Source organism: Brachybacterium sp. NBEC-018 (assembly GCF_024860185.1).
GTDB classification, from domain to species: domain Bacteria; phylum Actinomycetota; class Actinomycetes; order Actinomycetales; family Dermabacteraceae; genus Brachybacterium; species Brachybacterium rhamnosum.
Window position 1 is genome coordinate 2,474,322 of sequence record NZ_CP100650.1, and the last position, 24,306, is coordinate 2,498,627.

Sequence of the window (24,306 nt, forward strand, 5' to 3'; positions counted from 1 at the left end):
CCCGGCGGGTGGTGGGTCGCGGGGCGACGCTGCCCCGACTCCCGCATCGTAGGGCCTCGGGCAGGCCCGCATCGACGATCCTGCCGCCCTGCGCGACCGACCGGTCGGCGACGGGTCCGCGTTCATCGGAACGTGACACGGTGGCCGGATTCCGGCATGCTCGACGTGTCCCACGTCGCATCCGGCGTGCCGTCCGACGAAGGAGATCATCGTGAAGAAGTTCGTGTTCCTGGCCGGTCTCGCGATCGGCGTGGTGGTCGGCTCCCGCCTGGGCCGCGGCCCCTACGAGTCCCTCGAGCGCACCGCGAGGCAGGTCGCCGGGGATCCCGAGGTGCAGCGCCGTGCCGGTCAGGCCAAGGAGGCCGCGGGCAAGGTCGCGCACGACGCCGCGGAGACCGTCAAGGCCAAGGCGCCCGAGGTGGCCTCGGCCGCGAGCGGTGCCGTCTCCGGTGCCGCGAGCGCCGCGAAGGACAAGGTCTCCGGCTCCTCCGACGACTCGGCCGACGCGACCGTCGCCGAGGACTCCACCGCGGCCGCCGGCGGCGACGCCGAGGTCGGCGAGGACCGTCCGCTGAGCTCCTGATCGCGCGCGCGGTGGTGAGAGCCTGAGCGTCCTCGCCCCTCGCCGCGGCCCGAGGCGGCCCCCGTCCCTGCGAGGGACGGGGGCCGCCAGCTGTCGTCGTCCTGCTCGACGGTGCGGCGTGCTCAGCCCAGGACCTGCACCCCGGCCCGCTCCTGCTCCTCCATGAAGCACGGCCCGCACAGCGAGACGTAGGTGACCGCCCCGGCCGCGCCCCCGTCACCGTCCGCGCCCTGGTCGATGGCGACCTGCTCGCCCTCGAAGACGAAGCGGCCGTCGACGGTGCGGGTGTTGAACTCGGCCTGGGAGCCGCAGCGGCACATGGTCGGCAGCTTCTCGACGTTGTCGGCGAGCTCGAGCAGCCGCTGGGCGCCGGGGAACGCGGCGGTGCGGAAATCGGTGCGCAGCCCGTAGCAGATCACCGAGATCGACTCCGCCTTCGCGAGGCGCAGCAGCTGGTCGATCTGCGCGGGCTCGAGGAACTGCGACTCGTCGACGAGGACGGCGTGCAGAGGCCGACGGTCCAGGGCGTCCGCCGCGTCGAGGATGTGCCGGCGCAGGTCCTCGCCGGGGGCTGCGAGCACGTCGACCCGGCGCTTCGCGCCGCCGCGCGCGACCACCCAGTCCTCGCCCTTGGTGTCGAGCGCGGGCTTCACGGTGATCGTGGCGAGGCCGCGCTCGTCGTAGTTGTAGGCGGTCTTGATGAGGGTGTCGGACTTCCCGGAGTTCATCGCTCCGTACTTGAAGTGCAGCTTCGCCATGCGGGGTGGTCGCTCCGGTGTCGGGGTGTCGGGAAGGGGCTCCGTGGGGGTGCGGCGCTCAGAACTGGTCCATGACCGCGGGCCGGGGCCCGGCGAGCAGCGCATCGAGCAGGGTACGGGCCGCCGGGTCCGCCTGCACGCCGAGGCCCAGCCGCTCGGCGTCGGCCAGGGAGCGGCCGCCGATCAGCAGGAGCGACGCCGCATGGACGTCCAGGTGCACTGCGGGGAGTCCCTGCGCCCCGGCGACCGGGCCGGGGAGCGGGACGGCGCGCACGGCGCCGTCCGCGATCTCCACGCGCCAGGCCCCGGCCGCGGCCGTCGTGCCCGCAGGCAGTGCGGCATCGTCCACCTCGAGGCGCAGCGCGCCCTGCAGACCCGCCGGGGCGGGCCGGGCGGCGAGTGCGGCGGCCGTGTCCGTCACGCGCACCATGACCAGCGGCATCACCTGCGGGTCGTGGCGGGCGCGGCCCCCGGGGAGGGCGTCGAGCACCGGGTCCTCGGCGCGGAGGCGCAGCCGCAGCGTCTCCGTGACCGTGGACCAGCTGCCGAGCGAGCGCAGCAGCGCGCGGCGGTCCTCGCGGCTGCGACCCAGCAGCTCGTGCACCTCGAGCCCCACGCCGTCCTCCCCGCCCGTGCGGGTGAAGGAGACGTAGCCGTGGGCGGTGCCCGCCTCGTCCTCGAGCAGCACCGCGTGCCAGGGCTCGGCCGGGAGCTCGGTCCCGAACAGCGGCCCCTCCCGCGTGAGCATCCCGTTGTCCCCGGCGGTCAGCTCCCGGTACAGGGCGCGCACCCGGTCGAAGGACTCGGCGGTCACGGGCACCGTGCGACGGCCCGGGACGGGGCGCAGCCGCTGGAGGTCCAGCAGCGGCACGCGCAGGAACCCCACCTCGGTGACGACCTGATAGCCGAGGGCCCGGTAGATCGCGACGTTCGCCGGGTAGAGCATCGAGAAGGCCATGCCCTCCTGCGTGCAGCGCGCGAGGACGGCGGTCATGAGCTCGCGGAACAGGCCTCCCGCCCGATGCGCCGGGTGGACGGCCACCCCGCCGATCCCGCCGCAGGCGACCGTGCCGCCGGCGAGGGTCACGCGGTCCTCGCGGATCTGCGCGCCCGCGGCGAGCACCCCCTCGGCGCCGCCGGGCAGGAACGCGGAGTCGATGCCCAGCGGGATGATCCCGGACGCGAAGGGCCTGCCCGAGTCCTCTCCCGCGGTCCCGCCGAAGGCGAGCGCGCTCAGGCGGCGGTAGGCGGCGGCGTCGGCGGTCGTGAGGTCTCGAACGGGCATGGCGCGAGTCTAGGTGGGCTCCCGCGGCGCCCAGGGGCGCCGATGCATACTTGTCGCGGCCGCGCTCGAGCACGGCCAGGAGGAGGTCCCGTGAACCAGCGCAGCGAGCAGGGGTCGCGCCCCGCGCCCCGCAAGCCCATCACCCGCCCGAGCACCGCGCACCGCTCGGGACGCGAGGCCCTGCACCGTCGGCTCTCCGCCGGTGACCCGCGCAGCGACCAGGATCCCGCGCGCCGGATCCCCGTCGGCCTGTCGACCTCGTGCGTCTTCCCCTCCGGGGTCGAGGAGGCCTTCCGGCTCGGGCAGCTCATCGGCTACGACGGCGTCGAGGTGATGGTCTCCTACCCCAAGGACAGCCAGGACGTCGCCGAGCTGCGCGGCTACTCGCGCCTCTACGAGCAGCCGATCATGTCCCTCCACGCGCCCACGCTGTTCTTCCTGCAGGGCCTGTGGGGCCGGGACCCGTGGGTGAAGATCGAGCGCACGGTGCAGATGGCCGTCGACCTCGAGGTGCCCACGGTCGTCGCGCACCCGCCGTTCCGCTGGCAGGGGAAGTACGCCCACGGCTTCGTCGACGGCGTCGCCGAGCTCGAGGAGCGCTACGGCGTCGCGATCGCCGTGGAGAACATGTACCCGTGGCGGCTCGGGGTGCGCGAGGTGCTCACCTACCTCCCCGACCACGACCCCACGGACGAGGACTACGAGCACGTCACCGTGGACCTCTCGCACGCCGCGACCGCGGGGGACGATGCCCTGGCGATGATCGACCGCCTCGGCGACCGGCTCACCCACCTGCACCTCGCGGACGGCTCCGGCTCCACCACGAAGGACGAGCACCTGCCGCCGGGGGAGGGCAACCAGCCGTGCGCCGAGGTGCTGCGACGGCTCGCGAACACGGGCTGGGGCGGCTCCGTGCTGCTCGAGGTCAACACCCGTGGGGTGGGCGGGGCCGAGGGCCGCGAGCGGATCCTCCGCCAGTGCCTCTCCTTCGCCCGTCACCACCTGGGCCACCACCTCGACGAGCCGGGGGAGACCGCCGCTCCCTGACGTGGGATCCGACACCCCACGGCCCACTGCCAGGAGCCAGTGGGAGGATAGGGGCCATCTGCGCCCGATCCACTCGTGCATCCAGCGGGGGTCCGGCGCCGAGCCCGACGACGACAGACGAGGTAGCGCACGTACATGGGGAATGCGAACACGGGATTCGTGCACAGGAACGCGGCGCTGCTCGCCGTGGAGATGAGCCTCCCGCAGGTCACCGTCACGTCCGACGAGATCGACGAGATGCTCGCTCCGGCGCGCAAGCGGCTGCGCCTGCCCAAGGGCGTGCTCCAGCGCGTCGCGGGCGTCTACGAGCGCCGCTGGTGGCGTGACCGCGAGAACGGCTGGAAGCAGGGCGTCGTGCTCGCCGCCGAGCGGGCGATGGCCAAGGCCGGCATCATGCGCGACCAGGTCGACCTCATCATCAACGCCTCGGTCTCCCGCCAGCACCTCGAGCCCGCGGTCGCGACGACGGTCCACCACTCGCTGGGCCTGCCCACGAGCGCCATGAACTTCGACATCACCAACGCGTGCCTCGGCTTCGTGAACGCGATGACCATGGCCGCGGGACTCATCGACTCGGGGCAGGTCCGCTACGCGCTGATCGTCGGCGCGGAGGACGTCGAGCGCGCCCAGCGCGGCACGATCGAGCGCCTGAACTCGAAGACCGCCGTGCGCGACGACTTCAACAACCAGTTCGCCTCGCTGACCCTCGGCTCGGGCGCCGCCGCCGCCGTCATCGGCCCGGCGGACGAGCACCCCGAGGGCCACCGGCTGAAGGTCACGCAGGCCCGGGCCGGCACCCAGCACCACGAGCTCTGCATCGGCGACATGCACGACATGCGCACCGACTCCGCGGGCCTCCTCGAGAACGGGATCTCGCTGATCCTGGACACCTGGAAGGACGCGAACGACGCCGGCCACGACTTCCGCTCGATCGAGCACATCATCCCGCACCAGGTCTCGATGGTGTACACCCGCAACTTCTCGAAGATCACCGGCGTCTCGATGGACCGCATCCCCGTGACCTTCCCGGACTGGGGCAACATCGCCGCGGAGGCCGTGCCGATGACCCTCGCCCACCACCAGGAGAACATCGCCCGCGGCGAGCGCGTGCTGCTGCTCGGCGTGGGCTCCGGACTCAACACCGCGATGATGGAGGTCGAGTGGTGAGCACCCGCCGCCCGCAGCCCGAGCCCCCCGCCCTGCCCGGCGTCGACCCGCGCATCCAGCGCACCCTCGAGGTGCGCGACCACGCGGGGGAGGAGCGTCGCTGGCACCTCCTGGACTCCGCCCCGCTGCTCGCCGAGCGCGGCGTCACCCCGCGCGGCACGCTGCTCGCGGTGCACGGCAACCCCACGTACTCCTTCCTCTACCGCTCGCTCGTGCGGGAGGACATCCCGTGGCGCGTGATCGCCGTGGACCAGCTCGAGATGGGCTGGTCCGAGCGCACGGGCACCACCCGGCGCCTGCAGGACCGCATCACGGACCTCTCCCTGCTCACCGATGCCCTGGACCTGCGCGGCCCGGTCGTCACCGTGGGCCACGACTGGGGCGGCATCGTCTCCGTGGGATGGGCCCTGGACAACCGCCACGACGTGGTCGGCATGGTCCTCACGAACACGGGCATCCACCAGCGGATCGGCGAGCAGCTGCCCAAGGCGCTGCAGCTCGCGACGACCCCCGCGGTGCTCCCCGCGACGACGTCGATCACCGACGCCTTCCTGCGCACCACGCTCGCCCTGTCCAAGCCCGCGCTCTCGCGCGAGGTCCAGGACGCGTACCTCGCGCCCTACCGGGGCCGCTCGCGGCGCCGCGGCATCGAGACCTTCGTCGCGGACATCCCCGCCGCGGAGGACCACCCGTCCCGCGCCACGCTCGAGCGGCTCGCGGAGGGCATCCGCGAGATGCAGGTGCCCACCCTGTTCGCCTGGGGCCCCAAGGACATCACCTTCTCCGACCGCTACCTGCGCGATCTCATCGCGCGGGTCCCGCACGCCGCCGTGCACCGCTTCGAGGGAGCCTCGCACCTCGTGTGGGAGGACGCCGACGTCGCCGGTCTCGTCGCCGCCTGGCTCGCGGACACCTTCGGCGAGGACGCGTCCGCACCGCCCGCGCCGGCGCCGGCCGCGGTCTCCACCTACGCCGAGCAGGCGCCCGCGGAGCCCGTCGGCGCGCCGATCGCCCGCCTCGCCGCGGATCCCGCCCACGCCCACGGGCCGGCCGTGGTCGAGATCGCGGGGCACGGCAGCGCCGGCCGCGAGATCTCCTGGTCGCTGCTGCACCGCCGCGTCGAGGACGTCGCCTGCGGCCTTCTCGCCCACGGGGTGCGGCCCGGGGACCGGGTCAGCGTGCTCATCACCCCGGGCGCGGATCTCACGGTCGTGCTCTACGCGTGCCTGCGGATCGGCGCGGTCGCGGTCATCGCGGACGCCGGCCTCGGCGTGGACGGCCTCACGCGCGCCGTGATCGGCTCGCACCCGGACTGGATCGTCGGCATCCCCAAGGCGCTCGTCGGCGCCCGCGCGCTCGGCTGGCCGGGTCGCCGGATCAGCGTCGAGCAGCTGCCGACGGTGGACCGTCGCGCGCTCGGGGTCGAGACCTCGATCGCGCAGCTCGCCGCGGAGGGCGCGCGCATGCGGGACCTCGGCGCCCCGCTCGACGCACCGCACCCCGCCCCGGGTGCCGACGCCGTCGTGCTCTTCACCTCCGGCTCGACCGGTCCCGCCAAGGGCGCGGTGTACACGCACGCCCAGCTCGGCGCGATGTTCGCGGCCGTCGGGGACACGCTGCGGCTGGACCCCTCCCGCGGGCTGGTCGCGGGCTTCGCGCCCTTCGCGCTGCTCGGCCCGGCCCTGGGCGCCCCGAGCGTCGTCCCCGACATGGACGTCACCCGGCCCGGCGAGCTCACCGCGCAGGCCCTCGCCGACGCGGTCGACGCCCTCGGATCGCCCGCCGTGTTCACCGCCCCCGCGGCGCTGCGCAACATCCTCGACACCGCCGCCGAGCTCGACGACCGCGGCCGCGCGGCCCTCGCCCGGGTGCCGAGCTTCTTCTCCGCCGGCGCCCCGATCCCCGCGCACCTGCTGCGCCGGCTGAGGGACTTCATGCCGGCCGCGAGCGCGCTCACCCCCTACGGCATGACCGAGTGCCTGGCCGTCACCGCGATCTCCCTCGAGGGGATCGAGGCGGCCGGCGAGGGCTCCGGCGTGTGCGTCGGCACCCCCGTCCCGCGCGTCGAGGTCGCCCTCGCGCCGCTGGACGCCGAGGGCGCGACCACCGGCGAGATCACCCAGGAGCCGGGCGTGACCGGCGAGATCCTCGTCCGCGCACCGCACGTGCGGGACCGCTACCTCATGCTCTGGGGCACCACGCGCACCTCCCGGCGCTTCGAGGGCTGGTACGCCACCGGCGACGCCGGGCACCTCGACGAGGACGGCCGGCTCTGGGTCGAGGGGCGCACCACCCACGTGCTCGCGACCGCCGAGGGCCTGTTCACACCGGTCCGGATCGAGGAGGCCGCCGAGGCCGTCCCGACCGTGCGCCGCGCCGGCGCCGCGGTCGTCGGCCCCCGCGGCACCCAGCAGATCGTCGTCGTGCTCGAGACGGAGGACGACCACCGTCCCGGCCGCGCGACCCGGCCGCGCCCGGCCTCGCCCGCGCTCCAGGAGGCGGTGCGCCGCGGCGTCCGCGAGGCCGCCGGGGTGGACGTCGTCGCCGTGTTCACGACGCGCTCCCTGCCCACGGACATCCGTCACAACTCCAAGATCGACCGGGCCGCGCTGTCCCGCTGGGCCGAGCAGACCCTCCGCGGCGAGCGCGCGGACGCCCTGTGAGCGCCCGCAGCGTCCTGGTCACCGGTGCCTCGGGCATGCTCGGCGGCGCCGTCGCCGAGCGCCTGCGGGACCGCGGCGACGCCGTCCGCGCCTTCCAGCGCCGGCCCGCCGGCATCCCCGGTGTCAGCGACGTGCAGGGCTCGCTCACGAGCGCGGAGGACGTCCGCCGTGCCGTGGACGGCGTCGACGCCGTCGTGCACCTCGCCGCGAAGGTCTCGATCTCCGGTCCCGAGGAGGAGTACCGCGCGATCAACATCGGCGGGACCGGGAACGTCGTGGACGCCCTGCGCGAGCGCGGCGGCGGCGCCCTGGTCAACGTGTCCTCCCCGTCCGTCGCCCACCTCGGCACCGCGATCGTGGGCCTCGGGGCGACCCCCGCGGATCCCGAGCACGCCCGCGGCCCCTATGCGCGCACCAAGGCCGCCGCGGAGCAGCTCGCCATGGCCGCGGACGGACACGACGGCCTGCTCGTCACCTCGGTGCGCCCCCACATCGTGTGGGGCCCCGGCGACACGCAGCTCGTGGGGCGCATCGTCCAGCGGGCCGCCGCCGGGCGGCTCCCGCTGCTGGACGACGGCATGGCGCTCATCGACACGACGTACGTCGACAACGCGGCCGACGCGATCGTCGCGGCCCTGGACCGCGTCGAGGACGTCCACGGCGAGAGCTTCGTCGTCACCAACGGCGAGCCGCGCACCGTGCGCGACGTGTTCGGCGGCTTCTGCGACGCGGCGGGGGTGCCGCGGCCGACGCTCCGCGTCCCCGGCGCCGTGGGCCGTCTCGCCGGTCGTCTCGTCGAGGCGGTCTGGGCGGTGCGACCGGGGGAGGACGAGCCGCCCATGACCGAGTTCCTCGCCGAGCAGATGTCCACCGCGCACTGGTTCGACCAGCGCGCCACCCAGGACCGCCTGCGCTGGAAGCCCGCGGTGAGCGTGGACGAGGGCTTCGACCGTCTCGCCGCGTGGTTCCGCGAGCACCCCGTCACCGCCTGAGCCATCTGCCGGACAGACACCGAGCCCGAGACCGAGGGAGAACCGCCATGACCCCGACCCCTGCCGAGGGCGACCGTCACCGGGACGGCGGGAGCGGCGCGTCCGGCCAGGACGCCGCGCTGCTCGCCGAGATCGACGCCGAGCTCGCCGCGGAGCGCGCCTCCCGACCACGCGCGAGCGCCCGCACCGTCGGGGCCGTGCTGCTGATCGGCGGGCTCGGCGGGTGGATCGCCGCGCTCGCGCTGTTCATGGACAAGATCTTCCTGCTCGAGAACCCGGGCGCGAGCCTCGGCTGCGACATCAACCCGTTCATCTCCTGCGGCACGGTGATGAACACCTGGCAGGCGAGCGCGCTCGGCATCCCGAACATGGCCGTGGGGCTGGGCGGTTTCGCGATCATGGGGGCGATCGGGGCGCTCATGCTCTCCGGGGCGACGCTCCCGGGGTGGTTCCGCTGGGCCCGTCTGGGAGGCATGACCTTCGCCTTCGCCCTCGTGCACTTCCTCGCGGTCTCCGCGATCTTCGTGATCCGGGCGCTGTGCCCCTGGTGCATGGTGGTGTGGGCCGTGACGGCGCCGATGTTCTTCGCGACCCTCGCGCACACCGTGGAGTCCGGGGACCTGCGACTCCCGGCACCGCTCGCCGCCGTGCTGCGCCGCTGGGTGCTGCTCACGATCGCCTGGTACCTGCTCGTGCTGCTCGTGATCGCCGCGGCCTTCTGGAACCAGTGGCTCGCGACCTTCGGTATCGCCTGATCGTTCCTCCCCACCGCCCCGCCGTCCCCACCGGACGGCGGGGCGCCGTGCGTCCCGGTGCCGATCCCTACGGTGCGGGGCATGGGAGTACGCAGCAGGAGTCGAGACACCGCCCCGCGACCGGGACGGCACCGGGTGGGCGGCCAGGGCGCGCACGGGGTCAACGGCCGGGGACGGCAGCGGGCCGCGTCGAGACCGGAGCCGCTCGTCGAGGAGATCCACCACGAGCCGCCACGGCCCTCGCGCCGCGGCCTGCCGGCGCCCTCGGCCGCCTCGCTGCTCGGGATCGGGGTGCTCGTGCTGCTCGCCGTCGGCGTCGTCCACCTCTCCACCTCCGGATCGGCGGTCCCGCTCACCGAGGGCGAGGGCACCGTCGCGATCGCCGCGAGCGGCACGGCCCCCACCGGGGCGGCCGACGTCGGGACGGACGGCACCGGAGCACCGACCTCCGCCGGGGCATCCCCGGCGGGCCCGGGCTCCACCGCACCGGCCGTGACACCGGGGTCGGGGACGGCGGCGGGCGGGGGAGCGCCGGCTGACGGCGCTCCCGTCGTCGTGCACGTCTCCGGGCAGGTCGCGAGTCCGGGCATCGTCGAGCTGCCCGCCGGGTCCCGCGTCGCCGATGCCCTCGAGGCCGCCGGCGGCGCCACCGAGGACGCCGATCTCGCGGCCGTGAACCTCGCACGTCCGCTCACGGACGGCGAGCAGATCCACGTGCCCGCGCCCGGGGAGGAGGCCCCCGCTGGAGGGGGAGGCGGATCCGCCGCGGGCGGCTCGGAGGGCGCGGGAGATGCGGGCGGGGAGGGCGGGGGAGAGGGAGGCACGGTCGACCTCAACACCGCGAGCGCCGAGGAGCTCGACGCGCTGCCCGGGGTCGGGCCCGCGATCGCGCAGCGCATCGTCGAGCACCGCGAGGCCAACGGCCCCTTCACCTCCGTCGATCAGCTCGAGGAGGTCTCCGGGATCGGACCGGCGACCCTCGAGGAGATCCGGCCGCGGGCGACCGTCTGATGCGCCGCGGCGACCTGCGCCTGCTGCCCGCGGCGACCGCCGCCTGGGCCCTCGCGGTGCTCGGCATGAGCGTGGGCACCGCCGCGGCGATCGCGGGCGGCGCCGTGCTCACCGCCCTGGTCCTCGCCGCCGTGCTCTGGTGGGGCGGCCGGAGCCTCGCGCACCGCCTCCTCGCCCACCTGGGGCTCGGGGTGCTCGCGGCCGCGCTCCTGCTCCCCGCCCTCCACCGCGCCGAGACCGCGACGGGCCTCCTCGAGGACGCCGCGGCGCGCGGTCTCGTCGTCGAGCTGGAGGTGCGTCTCGGCGCGGATCCCGAGGTCCCGAGCACCGGCCCTCTCTGGGCCCGAGAGGGCGTCGGGGCGACGGCGCGGACGGTGACGGGCCCTGTGCGCCTCGGCACGGAGCAGCGGCGCCTCCCGGCCTCCGTCCCGCTCCTCGTGCGGGCGCAGGGCGGGGTGGCGGGCGAGCAGCTGCGCGGCGCGAGGGACGGGAGCGTGATCGCCGTGCGCGGCACCGTCCGGGCGGACGGCGGACTGGTCGTGCTCCGCGCCCGCGAGGTCCGCGTCGTGCCGGTCGGCGGCGTGCGCGGCACCCTGGAGGACGCCCGCCACGCCCTCCGGGAGCAGAACCGTCGTGCGACCGCCCATCTCCCACCCGACGAGGCGGCCCTCGTGCGGGGGATGACCACCGGCGACACCCGCGGCCTCTCCGGGACGAGCGAGGAGATCATGCAGCGCGCCGGGATCTCGCACCTCGTGGCCGTCTCCGGGGCGAACATCGCCCTCGTGATCGCGGCCGTGCTCGGGCCGCTGCTGCTACTCGGTGTGCGCCGACGGCGCCGGATCGCGCTCGCGGCCCTCGCGATGGCCTCCTACGTGTGGCTGGTGGGCGACGAGCCGAGCGTGCAGCGCGCCGCGACGATGGCCGCCCCGCTGCTCGCGGCACGCTTCGCCGGGGTGCGCGCCTCCCCGGTCGCCGCGCTCGCGATGACGGTGGCCCTGTGGTCCGTGCTGGACCCCGTCACCGCCGCGTCCATCGGCTTCCTGCTCTCGGCCCTCGCCGCGGCGGCGATCCTGCTCGCCTCGCCGCCCTTGGCCGCGGCGATCTCGGGGATGAGCGGCGGCCGGGTGGGCCGCACGGCGGCGCTCGTCCTCGCGGTGCCCCTCGTCGCCCAGCTCGCCTGCACCCCCGTGCTGATCCTGCTCGCCCCGGAGATCTCGATCTGGGCGGTCCCCGTCAACATGGTGGTCGGGCCGCTCGTCGGGCCCAGCACCGTGATCGGCCTGCTCGCGCTCGTGGCCGGCATGCTCTGGCCGCCGGCCGGCAGCGCGTTCAGCACGCTCGCCGCGGGCGGCGCGCATCTCGTGCTGCTCGTGGCGCGCACCGCGGATGCCCTGCCCGGCTCGAGGATCGCGGTCCCCGAGGGCGCTCCCGGGGTGCTCGGCGCGATCGCCGTGATCATCGGCCTCGCCGTCGCGGTCGCGGCGCGGCGGCATCCGCTCACGCGCTGGGTGGTCGCCGCAATGCTCGTGGTGGTCCTCGCCCCGGGGGCGGCGAGGTGGCTGCCGGGGCAGCGTGCCCCCTCCTGGGCGGTCGCCGCCTGCGCCGTCGGCCAGGGCGATGCGCTGCTGCTGCGGGGCACGGGCGCCGACCCGGTGACCGTGCTCGTGGACACCGGCCCGGACCCGGCCGCGCTGCGGGAGTGCCTGGACCGGCTCCAGGTGCATCGACTGGACCTGCTCGTCCTCACGCATCCCCATGCCGATCACGTGGGCGGTCTCGCCGCGCTCACCGGGGACCGGGTGCCTGGGCAGCAGTGGATCTGCCCGTTGCCCTCCGCTCGCTCCGCGATCGTGCCGGGCGTTCCGGTGACCGGGGCGATCACCGGGGCGGCCTGGGAGCAGGAGGGCCTCGCGCTGGAGGTCCTGTGGCCGCCGAGCGCCGAGGCCGCGGAGGATGCCGCCGCGCGGGAGGACGGCGGGGAGGAAGGAGCGGAGAACGACTGCTCGCTGGCGCTCGACGCCCGGCTCGGCACCGGCGGGGCCGACGGCGGCGGCACGCGGCTCGTGGCGCTCGGGGACCTCGAGCCCGCCGCCCAGGCCGAGCTCGCGGCGCTCTCGCCCGGGCGGGCGGAGATCGTCAAGGTCGCCCACCACGGCTCGCGCTACCAGGACGAGGAGCTGTACGCCCAGCTCGACCCGGAGCTCGCGCTGGTCACGGTGGGGAAGGAGAACACCTTCGGCCACCCCACGACCCGGACCCTCGACATGCTCGCGGGCGGAGGCGCCGCCGTCGCCCGCACCGACCTCCACGGGACCGTGGTGCTTCCCGCAGAGGACCCCCTCGCGCCGCGGAGCGTCGGTCCCGGCCGCTAGGATCGATCCGGTCCCCGTCGATGAGAAGGAGCACTGTGAGCGACGTCGAGTGGCACAGCGTCACGCCCGCCCCGATCGTGCTGATCCAGGGCACCGAGACGCTGATCGCCGACCGCGCCGTCCAGCGGCTGCGGGGCCTCGCGCGCGAGCAGGACCCGGGCGTCGCGGTCCACGACCTCTCGGGAGAGGCGCTCACCGCCGGCGCCCTCACCCAGGTCGCGAGCCCCTCGCTCTTCGGCGAGCCGCGGTTCGTCGTGGTCCCCGAGCTGCAGGCGGCCCCCGAGGCCCTGATCCTCGAGCTCCTCGACTACCTGCCCCGCCCCGAGGAGGACGTCTCCCTCGTGCTCGTCCACCGCGGCGGCAACCGCGGGAAGAAGCTCCTGGACGCGCTCAAGAAGGCCGGCGTCCCGCGGGTGGACGCGAGCCCCGTCAAGCGCCCCGCGGACAAGCAGGCCTTCGTCGCCGCGGAGTTCGCGCGCGCCGACCGCCGCGCCCAGCCCGAGGCGATCACCGCCCTCGTCGACGCCTTCGGCACCGACCTCGCCGAGCTCGCCGCGATCAGCCGTCAGCTCATCGAGGACACCACTCCCGAGCCGGGCGAGCAGCCCGCACCGATCACCGCGCAGGACGTTCACGCGCTCACGGCGGGCCGCGTCGAGTCCACCGCCTTCGCCGTCGCGGACGCCGCCATCGCCGGCCGTGAGCAGGAGGCCCTCCAGCTCCTCGCCCAGGCGCAGCTCGCAGGGGCGGACCCGGTGCCGATCGTCGCGGCGGTCGCGATGAAGATGCGCCAGCTCGCGAAGATCACCTCGCCCGGGGCGAGTGCCCGGACCCTCGGCATGCCGGACTGGATGATCCGGAACCTCTCCCGCGAGGCCCGCGCCTGGAACGACCGCTCCCTGGCCCGCGCGATCGAGGCTGTCGCGCGTGCCGATCACGAGGTCAAGGGCGCCGGCCGGGATCCCCGCTGGTCCGTCCAGCGCATGGTGATGGAGATCTGCCGAGCCCGGCGCTCCCGCTGAGCGACGGGCCCTCGGGCGGACGGCCCTCGGACAGCACGGAGCCCCGTGCACCGAGGTGCACGGGGCTCCGTGGCTGCTGGACCCGGGGGTCCCGCCGATCAGATGATCAGGAAATCAGCGATCAGGCGGAGACGCCGGCGACGAGCTTCGCGAGACCGGACTTGCGGTTCGCGGCCTGGTTCTTGTGGATGACGCCCTTGGAGACGGCCTTGTCGAGCTTGCGGGAGGCGAGCTTCAGCGCCTCGCCCGCCGCCTCGGCGTCACCGGAGGTCACCGCGGTGCGGACCTTGCGGGTGTAGGTCTTGAGCTCGGACTTCACCGCACGGTTGCGCAGGCGCGCCTTCTCGTTGGTGCCGATCCGCTTGATCTGGGACTTGATGTTTGCCACGAAGACTCTTCTCTTGTGCTGCTGCTGTGATGGGTCGTCCGCAGCGGCTGAGGATCGGATCCGACGGGGACGGGCGGTGGGGATTCGCCGGGAGACGTCGGACCCGGGTCGCTGCCACGGGTACTCGCTCGGGTCGCACCGACCGACGGACCCTGACACGGCGGATCGCCGGGATGCGCACACCTCGCGGTATGTCACACATACAAGGAGAGACATTAGCAGAGGGCGAACGCCCCGGTCACGATGCACGCGGCGTGTCCTGCATCCCATCCGCGCCCGCCCGCTCCCGTGGATCCGCAGGTCCGGAGGGCGTCGGCGGCCCGGGCTCAGCCCCAGCCGTGGGCCGAGCGCACCGCGGCGGCGACGCGCTCGAAGGCCTCGGCGGGCAGGCGGCCGTCGGCCCGGCGCACCGCTGCGGGGGCGATCCGCAGCAGGCGGTCCGCCCGCACCTCGGAGGCGCGGCCCTGGGAGTCCCAGTCGCCCGTGCCCACGTCCACCCACAGGTTGCCGTGCTCGTCGCGGGAGGTGTCGCCGGAGCCCACGCGGTCCTTCGAGGTGAGCATGAGCGCGACGAGGGTGGGCCCCGAGCCGTCCGTGCCGCCGTCGGCCGCGTCCTCGAGGGCGATGACGAGCACAGGCCGGTCCTTGCCCTGCTCGAGGGACTCCTCGTAGTGCACCCAGGCCCAGACGACCTCGCCGGGATCCGGCACGTCGTCGGGGTGCGGGGCGTAGGTCATCGTCACCGGCGAGGAGGTGTCGCGGTCCGCGAGCGCGGCAGCGCCTCCGTCGGCGCCCCGAGCAGCGGCACCGCCGCCGGCGGTGCGACCGTCGGCGGACCCGCCGCCCTCGCGCCGAGCGGGGGTCGAGGACCGCCCGGCGCTCCTCGCGTCCCCGCCGGCGCCGCCGTCCCGCCGGGAGTCCTGGAGGGCGTCGATCGCCGAGCGGCCGAGGTCGCGGGCCGCGCGCCTCGCGGCCGGGGAGCGGAGGACGGAGCGCAGCACGGAGGACAGCCGGGAGCCGAAGGGCATGGGGGACCTTCCTGGGGACGGGCACGGACGCCGGGTCTCGAGCGGATCACGCCCGGGGGCGGGGCACGGTCCCCGACGGGAGACGGTGTTGAATGGTAGCCATGTCCGACCGCTCCCTCTTCGACGACACCGGGCCCGGGACCGACGGCGACGAGATGTTCGCCGCGGACGGCGGGCTCCGACCCACCTACGCACCGCTCCACGACGCGCTCGTGCAGCTGGGCGAGGAGGAGTTCCGCTCGCGCTCGGAATCCCTCGCCCGCTCCTACCTGGACCAGGGCGTCACCTTCGACTACGCGGGGGAGGAGCGCCCCTTCCCGGTCGACGCGATCCCGCGGCTGATCGCCGCGGAGGAGTGGGCGGAGGTCAGCGAGGGCATCGCCCAGCGCGTCCGCGCGCTCGAGGCCTTCCTCGAGGACCTCTACACCGACTCCCGCGCGGTCGCGGACGGCGTGATCCCGCGGGAGCTCGTGGACTCCTCCACCTCCATCGTCGACGCGATGCGCGGCTACGTCCCGCCCAACGGGGTGCGCCTGCACATCGCCGGCATCGACCTCGTGCGGGACGGATCGGGCGGCTTCCGGGTGCTCGAGGACAACGTCCGCACCCCCTCCGGCGTGAGCTATGTGCTCTCCAACCGCCGCGCGATGGTGCAGACCTTCCCGGAGCTCTTCGCCCACCGGCCCGTGCGCAGCGTCGGCGAGTACCCCGGCCGGCTGCTCGCGGCCCTGCGCGCCGCCTCGCCGGACGTCGGCGGCGACGAGCCGACGGTCGTCGTGCTCACCCCCGGCCGCTACAACAGCGCCTACTTCGAGCACTCGCTGCTCGCCCGCACCATGGGTGTCGAGCTCGTCGAGGCGTCGGACCTCGTCGAGCGGAACAACCGCGTGTACATGCGCACCACCGCGGGCCTGCGCCGCGTGGACGTCATCTACAAGCGCACCGACGACGACTTCATCGACCCTGAGGTGTTCCGCCCCGACTCGATGCTCGGCGTGCCCGGCCTCGTGCGGGCCGTCCTCGCCGGCAACGTGGTCGTCGCCAACGGCATCGGCAACGGCATCGCGGACGACAAGCTCACCTACACCTACGTGCCGGACCTCGTGCGCTACTACCTCCACGAGGAGCCGATCCTGCGCAACGTGGACACCTGGCGGCTCGAGGAGCCGGAGGCCCGCGAGGAGGTGCTGGACCGCCTCGCGGAGCTCGTGGTCAAGCCCGTGGACGGCTCCGGCGGCAAGGGCATCGTCATCGGCCCCGCCGCCTCGAGGGACGAGCTCGACGAGCTCCGGCGTCGCCTGCAGGCCGATCCCCGCGGCTGGATCGCCCAGCCCGTCGTCCAGCTCTCCACGATCCCGACCCTCGTCGAGGACGGCCTGCGGCCGCGGCACGTGGACCTCCGCCCCTTCGCCCTGAACAGCGGCGAGGACGTGTGGGTGCTGCCCGGCGGCCTCACCCGCGTGGCACTGCCCGAGGGGGAGATGATCGTGAACTCCTCCCGCGGCGGCGGCTCCAAGGACACCTGGGTGCTCGCCGGGACCCGCCCCTCCCGGGTCGAGGTCCCTACCTCCGCCGGCACGATGCGGGTGGTCGAGGAGGACGCGGCCGACGCCCCGCTCGAGACCGGCGTGGACGAGTCCTTCGTCGCGGACGCCGCCGAGCGCGAGCCCGACCGGGCCCTCGAGCCGATGCCGATCACCTCCGCCATCCCGATGCTCGACGCCGACGACCTCGCCGAGGAGCACGAGGACCGGACCGACGACGGGCACACGACTGAGGAGGCGCACGATGCTCAGTAGGATCGCCGACGCCATGTTCTGGATCGGCCGCTACGTGGAGCGGGCGGACCAGACGGCCCGCGTGCTCGACGTGAGGCTGCAGTCGATCACCGAGGACGTCAGCGGGGACGTGGCCCCTGCCTGCGCCGCGGTGCACGAGATCTTCGGCAGCCCCGCGCCCGAGGGCTCCGAGCAGTCCGTGCAGAAGGTCCTCGACCGCCTCGTCACCGACCGGTCCAACCCGTCCTCGATCGCGGGCTCCCTCCAGACCGCCCGGGAGAACGCCCGCGGCGCCCGCGAGGTGCTCTCGACCGAGGTGTGGGAGTCGCTGAACACGACCACGCTCGGCATGCCCCGCGGGGTGCGGCCGGCGCGGATGCACAGCGTCTTCCAGTACGCGAAGGACCGCTGCGCGGTCGTGAACGGGCTCGTCGACGGATCGATGACCCGCGACGAGGCATGGCTGTTCTGGCGGCTCGGCCAGCTCGTGGAGCGGGTGGACATGGGTGCGCGCATCCTCCAGGCCCATGACCTCGAGGACCGCTCGGACCAGGCGACGGTGCTGCTGCTGCGCACCTGCAGCGCCCACGAGGCCTACATCCGCTCGTACCGGGGGCGGGTGGGGGCCTCCGCCGCGATCTCGTTCCTGCTCCTGGACTCGATCTTCCCGCGGTCCGCCGCGCACTGCCTGCTCCAGATCGACGAGGCGCTCGAGGTGCTCGCGCGGATGCACGGCGCGGGACCGGACCGCCTGGGCACCGCGGATCCCGGGCGGAGGATCGTCGGCCGGGCCGTGGCGAGCCTGCGCTACCGCTCGCTCGAGGAGCTCACCTCGGACTTCGACGCGGAGATGGAGCAGCTCCAGCAGGTCACCGGGGCCGTGACCCGCACGCTCGGCTCGACCTACTTCCACCCGGCGCACTGAGCCGGCCGGGACCGGAGCGGAGGAGGGGCGATGGTGCTCGAGCTCGACCCGCCGCTGCGCGGGCCCTGGCGCGCTCTCCACAGCCCGACCTCGCGCGTGCCGAGCCACGGGACGACGATGCTCGCCCTCTCCCACGCGCTCGACCTGCTGCCCGTGGACGATCGGGGCCGCACGGCGCCGATCGGCCTGCGGGCCCTGCTCGGCACGGAGGATCCGGAGCTCTTCCCCGGGTTCGGGCGGGAGGTCCTCGCACCCGCGTGGGGTCGGGTGGTGTCAGCGGTCGACGGCGCGGAGGATCATGCCGCCCATCGGGGGCTGTCCTCGGTGGGCTACGCCCTCACCCAGCGGGGGAGGCTGCGCGAGGGATGGGCGGCGCTGGCCGGGAACCATGTGGTCCTCGAGGTCGACGGGCCCGGCCCGGCGCGCTTCGTCGCGCTGTGCCACCTGCGTCGCGGGAGCGTCGCCGTGCGCCCCGGGGAGCCGGTGCGCGCCGGCGCAGTGCTGGGCCGCTGCGGCAACTCGGGCAACAGCACGGAGCCCCATGTGCACCTCCAGGTCATGGATGCACCGGATCCGACGCTCGCACGAGCGGTGCCCTTCACCCTGCCCGGCGGTATCCCGCCGGAGGGCGGCCTCGCACGCGGCCTGTGACCTGCCCCGGGCTCCGTGCGCCGTGGCGCGCCCTGCGCGGCGCCGCGTGAGAGCATGGGTCGACACGCCGTCCGGGCGGCGCCTCCGCGCGCCCCGGGCCCGTCCCCACCACAGAGAGGACCACCGCCGGTGACCCCCAGGATCGCTGCCGACGAGGCACGGGACATCCAGCCCGCGTCCACCCCCCAGGAGCGCATCCGCAACTTCTGCATCATCGCGCACATCGACCACGGGAAGTCCACCCTGGCCGATCGCATGCTGCAGATCACCGGGGTGGTCGACGACCGCTCCATGCGCGCCCAGTACCTCGACCGCATGGACATCGAGCGCGAGCGCGGCATCACCGTGAAGAGCCAGGCCGTACGCATGCCCTGGCAGGTCGACGGCACGAACTACGCGCTGAACATGATCGACACCCCCGGGCACGTCGACTTCACCTACGAGGTCTCCCGCTCGCTCGCCGCCTGCGAGGGCGCGATCCTGCTGGTCGACGCCGCGCAGGGCATCGAGGCGCAGACCCTCGCGAACCTGTACCTCGCGATGGAGAACGACCTCACCATCATCCCGGTGCTCAACAAGATCGACCTCCCGGGCGCGGATCCCGAGAAGTACGCGGCGGAGATCGGCCAGCTCGTCGGCGTGAACCCCGAGGACGTCCTGCGCGTCTCCGGCAAGACCGGCCAGGGCGTGCCCGAGCTGCTCGACCACCTCGTGCGCACGCTCCCGCAGCCCGTCGGCGATCCGGACGCCCCCTGCCGGGCGATGATCTTCGACTCCGTCTACGACACCTACCGCGGCGTGGTCACCTACATCCGCGTGGTCGACGGCTACCTCCGCTCCCGCGACCGCATCGACATGATGTCCACGGGCGCGCACCACGAGCTCCTCGAGATCGGGGTGAGCTCCCCGGAGCCGCATGCGACGAAGGGCGTGGGCCCCGGCGAGGTCGGCTACCTCATCACCGGCGTGAAGGACGTGCGCCAGTCCAAGGTGGGCGACACGATCACCACCTCGGTGCGCGGGGCGACGGAGCCGCTCGCCGGCTACTCCGACCCCAAGCCGATGGTGTTCGCGGGCCTCTTCCCGATCGACGGCTCGGACTACCCGAACCTGCGCGACGCGCTGGACAAGCTCAAGCTCAACGACGCCGCGCTGAACTACGAGCCGGAGACGTCGACGGCGCTCGGCTTCGGATTCCGCGTGGGCTTCCTGGGCCTGCTGCACCTCGAGATCATCCGCGAGCGCCTCGAGCGCGAGTTCGACCTCGACCTCATCTCGACAGCGCCGAGCGTCGTCTACCAGGTGCGGATGGAGGACGGCACGCAGGTCGAGGTCATGAACCCCTCGGACTTCCCGACCGGCAAGGTCGCGGAGATCCACGAGCCGATCACGAAGGCGACGATCCTGGTCCCGGCCGAGTTCATCGGCGCGGTCATGGAGCTGTGCCAGTCCAAGCGCGGCACCCTCGGCGGTATGGACTACCTCAGCGAGGACCGTGTCGAGCTGCGCTACACGCTCCCGCTCGCGGAGATCGTCTTCGACTTCTTCGACCAGCTGAAGTCCCGCACCAAGGGCTACGCCTCCCTCGACTACGACGTCTCCGGCTCGCAGACGGCGGACCTCGTCAAGGTCGACATGCTGCTGCAGGGTGAGCCCGTCGACGCGTTCAGCGCGATCGTCCACCGCGACAAGGCGTACCACTACGGCGTCGAGATGGCGGGGAAGCTCAAGAACCTCATCCCGCGCCAGCAGTTCGAGGTGCCGATCCAGGCCGCGATCGGCGCCCGGATCATCGCCCGCGAGAACATCCGCGCGATGCGCAAGGACGTGCTCTCCAAGTGCTACGGCGGCGACATCTCCCGCAAGCGCAAGCTGCTCGAGAAGCAGAAGGAGGGCAAGAAGCGCATGAAGAACATCGGCTCCGTCGAGGTGCCCCAGGAGGCCTTCATCGCCGCGCTCTCCTCCGACGCGGCCGAGCCCAAGGACGGGAAGAAGAAGTGAGCGCCCTCGCGGCGGGCTCGCGCGGGGCGGTCGAGGCGGTGTGCGTCGTCGGCGCCCTGCGCCCCGATGCCGGCAGCGTCGGCACCACCGCGATCGACAAGCGGCCCGTGGACGGCCCCGTCGCGATCGGCGAGCTGGGCCTGTACGCGGACGTCCAGGCGGACCGCGCCCACCACGGCGGGCCGGACCAGGCCGTCTACGCGATCGACGCCGCGGAGGCCGAGCACTGGTCGGCGCAGCTGGGGCGCCCGATCCCTGCGGGCGGCCTCGGCGAGAACCTGCGCGTGCGCGACCTCGCGGTCGACGACCTCGAGATCGGGGCGTGCGTGCGCGCGGGCACGGCGCTGCTCGAGGTGACCGCACCGCGCACCCCGTGCATGACCTTCCAGCGGTGGATGGGCACGGACGACTTCCGCGCCCGCTACCACGAGCGCGGCCGCACGGGGGTCTACTTCCGGGTGCTCGAGCGCGGCGAGGTGCGCGCCGGGGACGAGCTCCTCGTGGAGTCCGTGCCCGGGCACGGCGCGACGGTCGCCGCCGTCTACGCGGGCGCCCGCGACCGCGACCTCACCCGCAGCCTCGTCCGCTGGGCCGATGCCGCCGGCGTCGCCCTGCACCGCGAGCTCGAGGCCCGCGCGCAGCGTCATCTGAAGGACGAGCGGTGAGCGCCGCGGGCGGTCGCCGGGACCTCTCCGTCTACATCCACGTGCCGTTCTGCGCGGTGCGCTGCGGCTACTGCGACTTCAACACGTACACCGCGACGGAGCTCGGCGGGGGCGGATCCCAGCGCGAGTACCCGGACAACGCGCGGCGCGAGATGGACCTCGTCCTCGCCGACGACCGCGCCGCCGGATACGAGTACGAGCAGGTCTCCACCGTGTTCTTCGGCGGCGGCACGCCCACGCTGCTGCCCGCCCCGGACCTCGTCTCCATGCTCGACCACCTCCGGGGCCTGATCCCCCTCGCCCCGGGCGCGGAGGTCACGACCGAGGCGAACCCCGACTCCGTCACCCCCGAGTCGCTGCGGGTCCTCGCCGACGGCGGCATCACCCGCGTCTCCTTCGGCATGCAGTCCGCGGTGCGCTCCGTGCTCGCGACCCTGGACCGCACCCACGACCCCGAGCGCGTGCCGCAGGTCGTGCAGTGGGCGAAGGACGCCGGGCTCGCCGTGAGCCTCGACCTCATCTACGGCACCCCGGGGGAGACCCTCGCGGACGTCGAGACCTCCGTGCGGGCGGCCCTGGCCTGCGAGGTCGACCATCTCTCCGCGTACTCCCTCATCATCGAGGGCAACACGGCCATGGCGCGGCAGCTGCGCAAGGGCGAGATCGCGGAGCCCGACGGCGACGACATGGCGGACAAGTACGAGCTCGTCGACGACCTCGCGAGCGCTGCGGGCCTGTCCTGGTACGAGGTCTCGAACTGGGCGCGCACCCCCGCCCACCGCTCCCGGCACAACCTCGCCTACTGGCGCGGCGGCGACTGGTGGGGGATCGGCCCCGGGGCGCACCGTCATCGCGACGGGCTGCGCTCGTGGAACGTCAAGCACCCCAGCCGCTACGCCGCACGGCTCGCGGAGGGGGAGCTGCCCGTGCAGGAGTCGGAGACGCTCGATCCGGCGACCCGGGCCACCGAGCGGATCCTGCTCGAGCTGCGGATCGCCGACGGCCTGCCCGTCGAGGCGGTGCCGGAGCAGACCCGCGACCAGATCGCCGTGCACGCCGCGCGCGGTCACCTCGACCCGGCGGCCCTCGAGACGGGCCGGCTGGTGCTGACGCGGAACGGACGCCTGCTCGCCGATGCCGTCGTCCGCGACCTCGTGCCCTGAGCCGAGGCCCGCGCCCGCACGTGACGGAGCCCCCGTCGGTCCGAGGACCGGCGGGGGCTCCGTGCCGGGTGGGCGATGCGGCGCGGGGCCGCGGGGCTCACTTCACCAGGCGGATGTTCAGCGGGTAGTTCCACCAGATGCCCTGGTTGGCCTTGACCGCGCCGATGATCGCGAAGATGACGTGCAGCAGCGCCGGGACCCACACGAGCGGGAAGAGGATCGAGCCGATGCCGAGGGTGACCACCGCGAGGATCGTGATCACGATGGAGAGCACGACCTCCGCGATGACGGTCGCGATCGCGGCGTTGAGCGACTCCGCGGCGTTGTAGCGCACGTAGCGGTCGCGGTCCTTGTAGACCAGGAAGATGATCAGCGGACCGACCCAGCCCAGGAAGCCCGCGCCGATGACGTAGCCGAGCACGGCGGAGAGCTGCGCGAACATCGACCACATGCGCGAATCGGAGGGGCTCACGGGCTGACCCGAGAGCGGTCCGTCGTAGGCGCCCGAGAAGCCGGGGGGCAGCGGCGCGGCCGACGGGTGCGCGTCGCCGGTGTAGCCCTGGGGGCCACCCTGCGGCGCCCCGTACGGTGCCTGGCCCGCGCCGGGCTGCCCGCCGCCGTAGGGCTGGTGCCGGGCACCCGGCTGCTGCCCGGCCGGCGGGGCGCCGGCGGCACCGTCCGCGGCAGGTGCCTGGTAGGGCGAGGGCGCGCCGTACGGGGACCCCGTGCCGGCGGAGGACGGCGCCCCGTAGGGCGACTGCGGCGCCGAATACGGCGAGGAGGCGGCGGTGTCCCCGGCGGCGGGCTGGGAGCCCGGGCCCTGGCCGGTGCCGGGCGCCGGATGCGACGCGGGCTGCTCGGCTCCCGAGCTCTGCGGGGTGCTCTGGTCCGGATCGGTCGCGGGACGACCGCCGAAGGGATCGTGCGGGTACTCGTTCTGGCTCATGGCCCCTCCTCGGGAACGGCGCCGGCGGGACCGGCGATGTCGTGAACAGGGTCCAGCCTACGGAGCGCGGGCGCCCACGTCACCGTGGCGAGCCGCCGGGGCGCCCGGGGGACATCCCCCAGGCGCGCGGGACCGCCGGGGGTCAGGAGTCGACGGTCACGAAGTCGATGAGCTCCTCGATGCGGCCCGAGAGCGTCGGCTCGACGTCGGCGTAGGAGCGCACGGTGGCGAGGATGCGCTGCCAGCCGCGGGCGATGTCCGCCTGGTCCTCGTGGGGCCAGCCGAGCGCGGCGAGCGTGCCGACCTTGATGTCGGTGCCGCGCGGCACGTGCGGCCAGGCGGGGATGCCCACGCGGGCCGGCTTCACGGCCTGCCACACGTCGATGTACGGATGCCCGAGCACGAGGACGTTGCCGCGGGCCCCGGGCTGCGCGAGCGCCTCCTGCGCGATCCGGGTCTCCTTGGAGCCCGTCACGAGGTGGTCGACGAGCACGCCGATGCGGCGGGTCGGGGAGGGGCCGAACTCGCGGATGCGCTCCACGAGGTTGTCCGCGCCGTCGAGCAGCTCGACGACGACGCCCTCGATGCGCAGGTCGTGGCCCCAGACCTTCTGGACGAGCTCGGCGTCGTGCTTGCCCTCGACCCAGACGCGGGAGGCGCGGGCGGTGCGGGCGCGGGCGCCCTCGACGTAGACGGAGCCGCTCGCGGAGCGCTTGGGTCCCGCGGGGGCCTGCCTCGCGACGGCCCGGGTGAGGACGACGGGCTTGCCGTCGATCATGTAGCCGGGCCCCAGCGGGAAGGAGCGGACCCTGCCGCGGCCGTCCTCGAGCTCGACGACCGTCTCCCCGGCGATCTTCTCGACCCGCAGGATCGCCCCGGTGAAGCCGGTCGAGGCCTCCTCGACGACGAGGCCGCGCTGGGCCGGCACCTCCCGGGAGGCGGGGCGGCTGCGGTGGTGGGACGGCGGACCGGAGGCGAGCACGTCTCGGCTGTAGCGGTCGGGGAATCGCGAGGTCGGGGCAGGCACGCCCGGCACGGTACACCGGCATCGGCGCCGTTCCGGGGCACCACGCTGGGGCGGTGGGAGTGGCAGTCGGAGCGGC

At 74.3% G+C, this 24,306-nt stretch carries 21 protein-coding genes; 15 read left to right on the forward strand and 6 right to left on the reverse strand.

Annotated features, from left to right (window positions below):
* The first annotated feature begins 211 nt into the window (after window positions 1–211).
* The gene (locus NLU66_RS11200; RefSeq protein ID WP_259359769.1) at window positions 212–583 is read left to right on the forward strand and encodes a hypothetical protein; all 372 of its coding nucleotides are present in this window, start codon (window positions 212–214) and stop codon (window positions 581–583) included.
* 122 nt (window positions 584–705) lie between these two features.
* On the opposite strand, the gene NLU66_RS11205 is transcribed toward NLU66_RS11200, so the two are convergent.
* Both NLU66_RS11205 and eis read right to left on the reverse strand, forming a co-directional pair.
* A complete protein-coding gene (locus tag NLU66_RS11205; RefSeq protein WP_259359770.1) occupies window positions 706–1,341 on the reverse strand; it encodes a thymidine kinase in 636 nt (211 codons plus the stop codon).
* Between the two features lie 58 nt (window positions 1,342–1,399).
* Window positions 1,400–2,626, reverse strand: a complete 1,227-nt coding sequence (gene eis / locus NLU66_RS11210; RefSeq protein ID WP_259359771.1) for a GNAT family N-acetyltransferase — start codon at window positions 2,624–2,626, stop codon at window positions 1,400–1,402.
* A gap of 90 nt (window positions 2,627–2,716) precedes the next feature.
* On the opposite strand from eis, the gene NLU66_RS11215 reads away from it, so the two are divergent.
* The 8 genes from NLU66_RS11215 (at window position 2,717) to holA (ending at window position 13,658) form a co-directional block, all read left to right on the forward strand.
* Window positions 2,717–3,673: a sugar phosphate isomerase/epimerase family protein gene (locus NLU66_RS11215; protein ID WP_259359772.1), complete on the forward strand. Its 957-nt coding sequence runs from the start codon at window positions 2,717–2,719 to the stop codon at window positions 3,671–3,673.
* A gap of 135 nt (window positions 3,674–3,808) precedes the next feature.
* Window positions 3,809–4,840 (forward strand): 3-oxoacyl-ACP synthase III, encoded by a 1,032-nt coding sequence (locus NLU66_RS11220; protein WP_137770671.1) that lies wholly within the window; start codon window positions 3,809–3,811, stop codon window positions 4,838–4,840.
* Window positions 4,837–7,503 carry an alpha/beta fold hydrolase gene (locus NLU66_RS11225; protein ID WP_259359773.1) on the forward strand — a complete coding sequence of 889 codons (2,667 nt, stop codon included), beginning with the start codon at window positions 4,837–4,839 and terminating at the stop codon, window positions 7,501–7,503. Before NLU66_RS11220 ends, NLU66_RS11225 begins: the two co-directional genes overlap by 4 nt.
* Complete coding sequence (locus tag NLU66_RS11230; RefSeq protein WP_259359774.1) at window positions 7,500–8,495, forward strand: NAD-dependent epimerase/dehydratase family protein; 996 nt, start codon at window positions 7,500–7,502, stop codon at window positions 8,493–8,495. The genes NLU66_RS11225 and NLU66_RS11230 overlap by 4 nt, the downstream gene beginning before the upstream one ends.
* Before the next feature lie 47 nt (window positions 8,496–8,542).
* A complete protein-coding gene (locus NLU66_RS11235; RefSeq protein ID WP_259359775.1) occupies window positions 8,543–9,250 on the forward strand; it encodes a vitamin K epoxide reductase family protein in 708 nt (235 codons plus the stop codon).
* Between the two features lie 81 nt (window positions 9,251–9,331).
* Window positions 9,332–10,261, forward strand: a complete 930-nt coding sequence (locus NLU66_RS11240; RefSeq protein ID WP_259359776.1) for a ComEA family DNA-binding protein — start codon at window positions 9,332–9,334, stop codon at window positions 10,259–10,261.
* The gene (locus NLU66_RS11245) at window positions 10,261–12,636 is read left to right on the forward strand and encodes a ComEC/Rec2 family competence protein (RefSeq protein WP_259359777.1); all 2,376 of its coding nucleotides are present in this window, start codon (window positions 10,261–10,263) and stop codon (window positions 12,634–12,636) included. The genes NLU66_RS11240 and NLU66_RS11245 overlap by 1 nt, the downstream gene beginning before the upstream one ends.
* A 35-nt stretch (window positions 12,637–12,671) precedes the next feature.
* Window positions 12,672–13,658, forward strand: a complete 987-nt coding sequence (gene holA / locus NLU66_RS11250; protein WP_259359778.1) for a DNA polymerase III subunit delta — start codon at window positions 12,672–12,674, stop codon at window positions 13,656–13,658.
* Window positions 13,659–13,779: 121 nt separating this feature from the next.
* Here holA and rpsT read toward each other — a convergent pair whose 3' ends face one another.
* Entirely contained in the window at window positions 13,780–14,046 is a 267-nt protein-coding gene (gene rpsT / locus NLU66_RS11255) for a 30S ribosomal protein S20 (protein ID WP_137770678.1), read from the reverse strand.
* Between the two features lie 326 nt (window positions 14,047–14,372).
* A complete protein-coding gene (locus tag NLU66_RS11260) occupies window positions 14,373–15,074 on the reverse strand; it encodes a type II toxin-antitoxin system PemK/MazF family toxin (RefSeq protein WP_259359779.1) in 702 nt (233 codons plus the stop codon).
* 101 nt (window positions 15,075–15,175) lie between these two features.
* Between NLU66_RS11260 and NLU66_RS11265 the strand changes: the two genes are divergently transcribed.
* From NLU66_RS11265 to hemW, 6 genes are all read left to right on the forward strand, one after another.
* Entirely contained in the window at window positions 15,176–16,873 is a 1,698-nt protein-coding gene (locus NLU66_RS11265; RefSeq protein ID WP_259359780.1) for a circularly permuted type 2 ATP-grasp protein, read from the forward strand.
* On the forward strand, window positions 16,863–17,777 hold the full coding sequence (locus NLU66_RS11270; RefSeq protein WP_259359781.1) for an alpha-E domain-containing protein: 915 nt from the start codon (window positions 16,863–16,865) through the stop codon (window positions 17,775–17,777). The genes NLU66_RS11265 and NLU66_RS11270 overlap by 11 nt, the downstream gene beginning before the upstream one ends.
* 30 nt (window positions 17,778–17,807) lie before the next feature.
* Window positions 17,808–18,428: a M23 family metallopeptidase gene (locus NLU66_RS11275; RefSeq protein ID WP_259359782.1), complete on the forward strand. Its 621-nt coding sequence runs from the start codon at window positions 17,808–17,810 to the stop codon at window positions 18,426–18,428.
* Window positions 18,429–18,557: 129 nt separating this feature from the next.
* Window positions 18,558–20,429, forward strand: coding sequence for a translation elongation factor 4 (lepA, locus tag NLU66_RS11280; RefSeq protein WP_259359783.1), 1,872 nt, complete (start codon window positions 18,558–18,560; stop codon window positions 20,427–20,429).
* Complete coding sequence (locus NLU66_RS11285; RefSeq protein ID WP_259359784.1) at window positions 20,426–21,094, forward strand: MOSC domain-containing protein; 669 nt, start codon at window positions 20,426–20,428, stop codon at window positions 21,092–21,094. Before lepA ends, NLU66_RS11285 begins: the two co-directional genes overlap by 4 nt.
* Window positions 21,091–22,257: a radical SAM family heme chaperone HemW gene (gene hemW / locus NLU66_RS11290; RefSeq protein WP_259359785.1), complete on the forward strand. Its 1,167-nt coding sequence runs from the start codon at window positions 21,091–21,093 to the stop codon at window positions 22,255–22,257. The genes NLU66_RS11285 and hemW overlap by 4 nt, the downstream gene beginning before the upstream one ends.
* Window positions 22,258–22,354: 97 nt before the next feature.
* Here hemW and NLU66_RS11295 read toward each other — a convergent pair whose 3' ends face one another.
* Window positions 22,355–23,203: a DUF4870 domain-containing protein gene (locus NLU66_RS11295; RefSeq protein WP_259359786.1), complete on the reverse strand. Its 849-nt coding sequence runs from the start codon at window positions 23,201–23,203 to the stop codon at window positions 22,355–22,357.
* Window positions 23,204–23,345: 142 nt separating this feature from the next.
* Window positions 23,346–24,239 carry a DUF3097 domain-containing protein gene (locus tag NLU66_RS11300; protein WP_259359787.1) on the reverse strand — a complete coding sequence of 298 codons (894 nt, stop codon included), beginning with the start codon at window positions 24,237–24,239 and terminating at the stop codon, window positions 23,346–23,348.
* Window positions 24,240–24,306 lie beyond the last annotated feature (67 nt).

Coding starts and splice junctions, on each gene's coding strand:
- NLU66_RS11295 (WP_259359786.1), bottom strand. CDS start 23,203: ATGAGCCAGAACGAGTACCCGCACGATCCCTTCGGCGGTCGTCCCGCG.
- NLU66_RS11240 (WP_259359776.1), top strand. CDS start 9,332: ATGGGAGTACGCAGCAGGAGTCGAGACACCGCCCCGCGACCGGGACGG.
- eis (WP_259359771.1), bottom strand. CDS start 2,626: ATGCCCGTTCGAGACCTCACGACCGCCGACGCCGCCGCCTACCGCCGC.
- NLU66_RS11265 (WP_259359780.1), top strand. CDS start 15,176: ATGTCCGACCGCTCCCTCTTCGACGACACCGGGCCCGGGACCGACGGC.
- NLU66_RS11270 (WP_259359781.1), top strand. CDS start 16,863: ATGCTCAGTAGGATCGCCGACGCCATGTTCTGGATCGGCCGCTACGTG.
- NLU66_RS11220 (WP_137770671.1), top strand. CDS start 3,809: ATGGGGAATGCGAACACGGGATTCGTGCACAGGAACGCGGCGCTGCTC.
- NLU66_RS11205 (WP_259359770.1), bottom strand. CDS start 1,341: ATGGCGAAGCTGCACTTCAAGTACGGAGCGATGAACTCCGGGAAGTCC.
- NLU66_RS11260 (WP_259359779.1), bottom strand. CDS start 15,074: ATGCCCTTCGGCTCCCGGCTGTCCTCCGTGCTGCGCTCCGTCCTCCGC.
- NLU66_RS11235 (WP_259359775.1), top strand. CDS start 8,543: ATGACCCCGACCCCTGCCGAGGGCGACCGTCACCGGGACGGCGGGAGC.
- NLU66_RS11245 (WP_259359777.1), top strand. CDS start 10,261: ATGCGCCGCGGCGACCTGCGCCTGCTGCCCGCGGCGACCGCCGCCTGG.
- NLU66_RS11275 (WP_259359782.1), top strand. CDS start 17,808: ATGGTGCTCGAGCTCGACCCGCCGCTGCGCGGGCCCTGGCGCGCTCTC.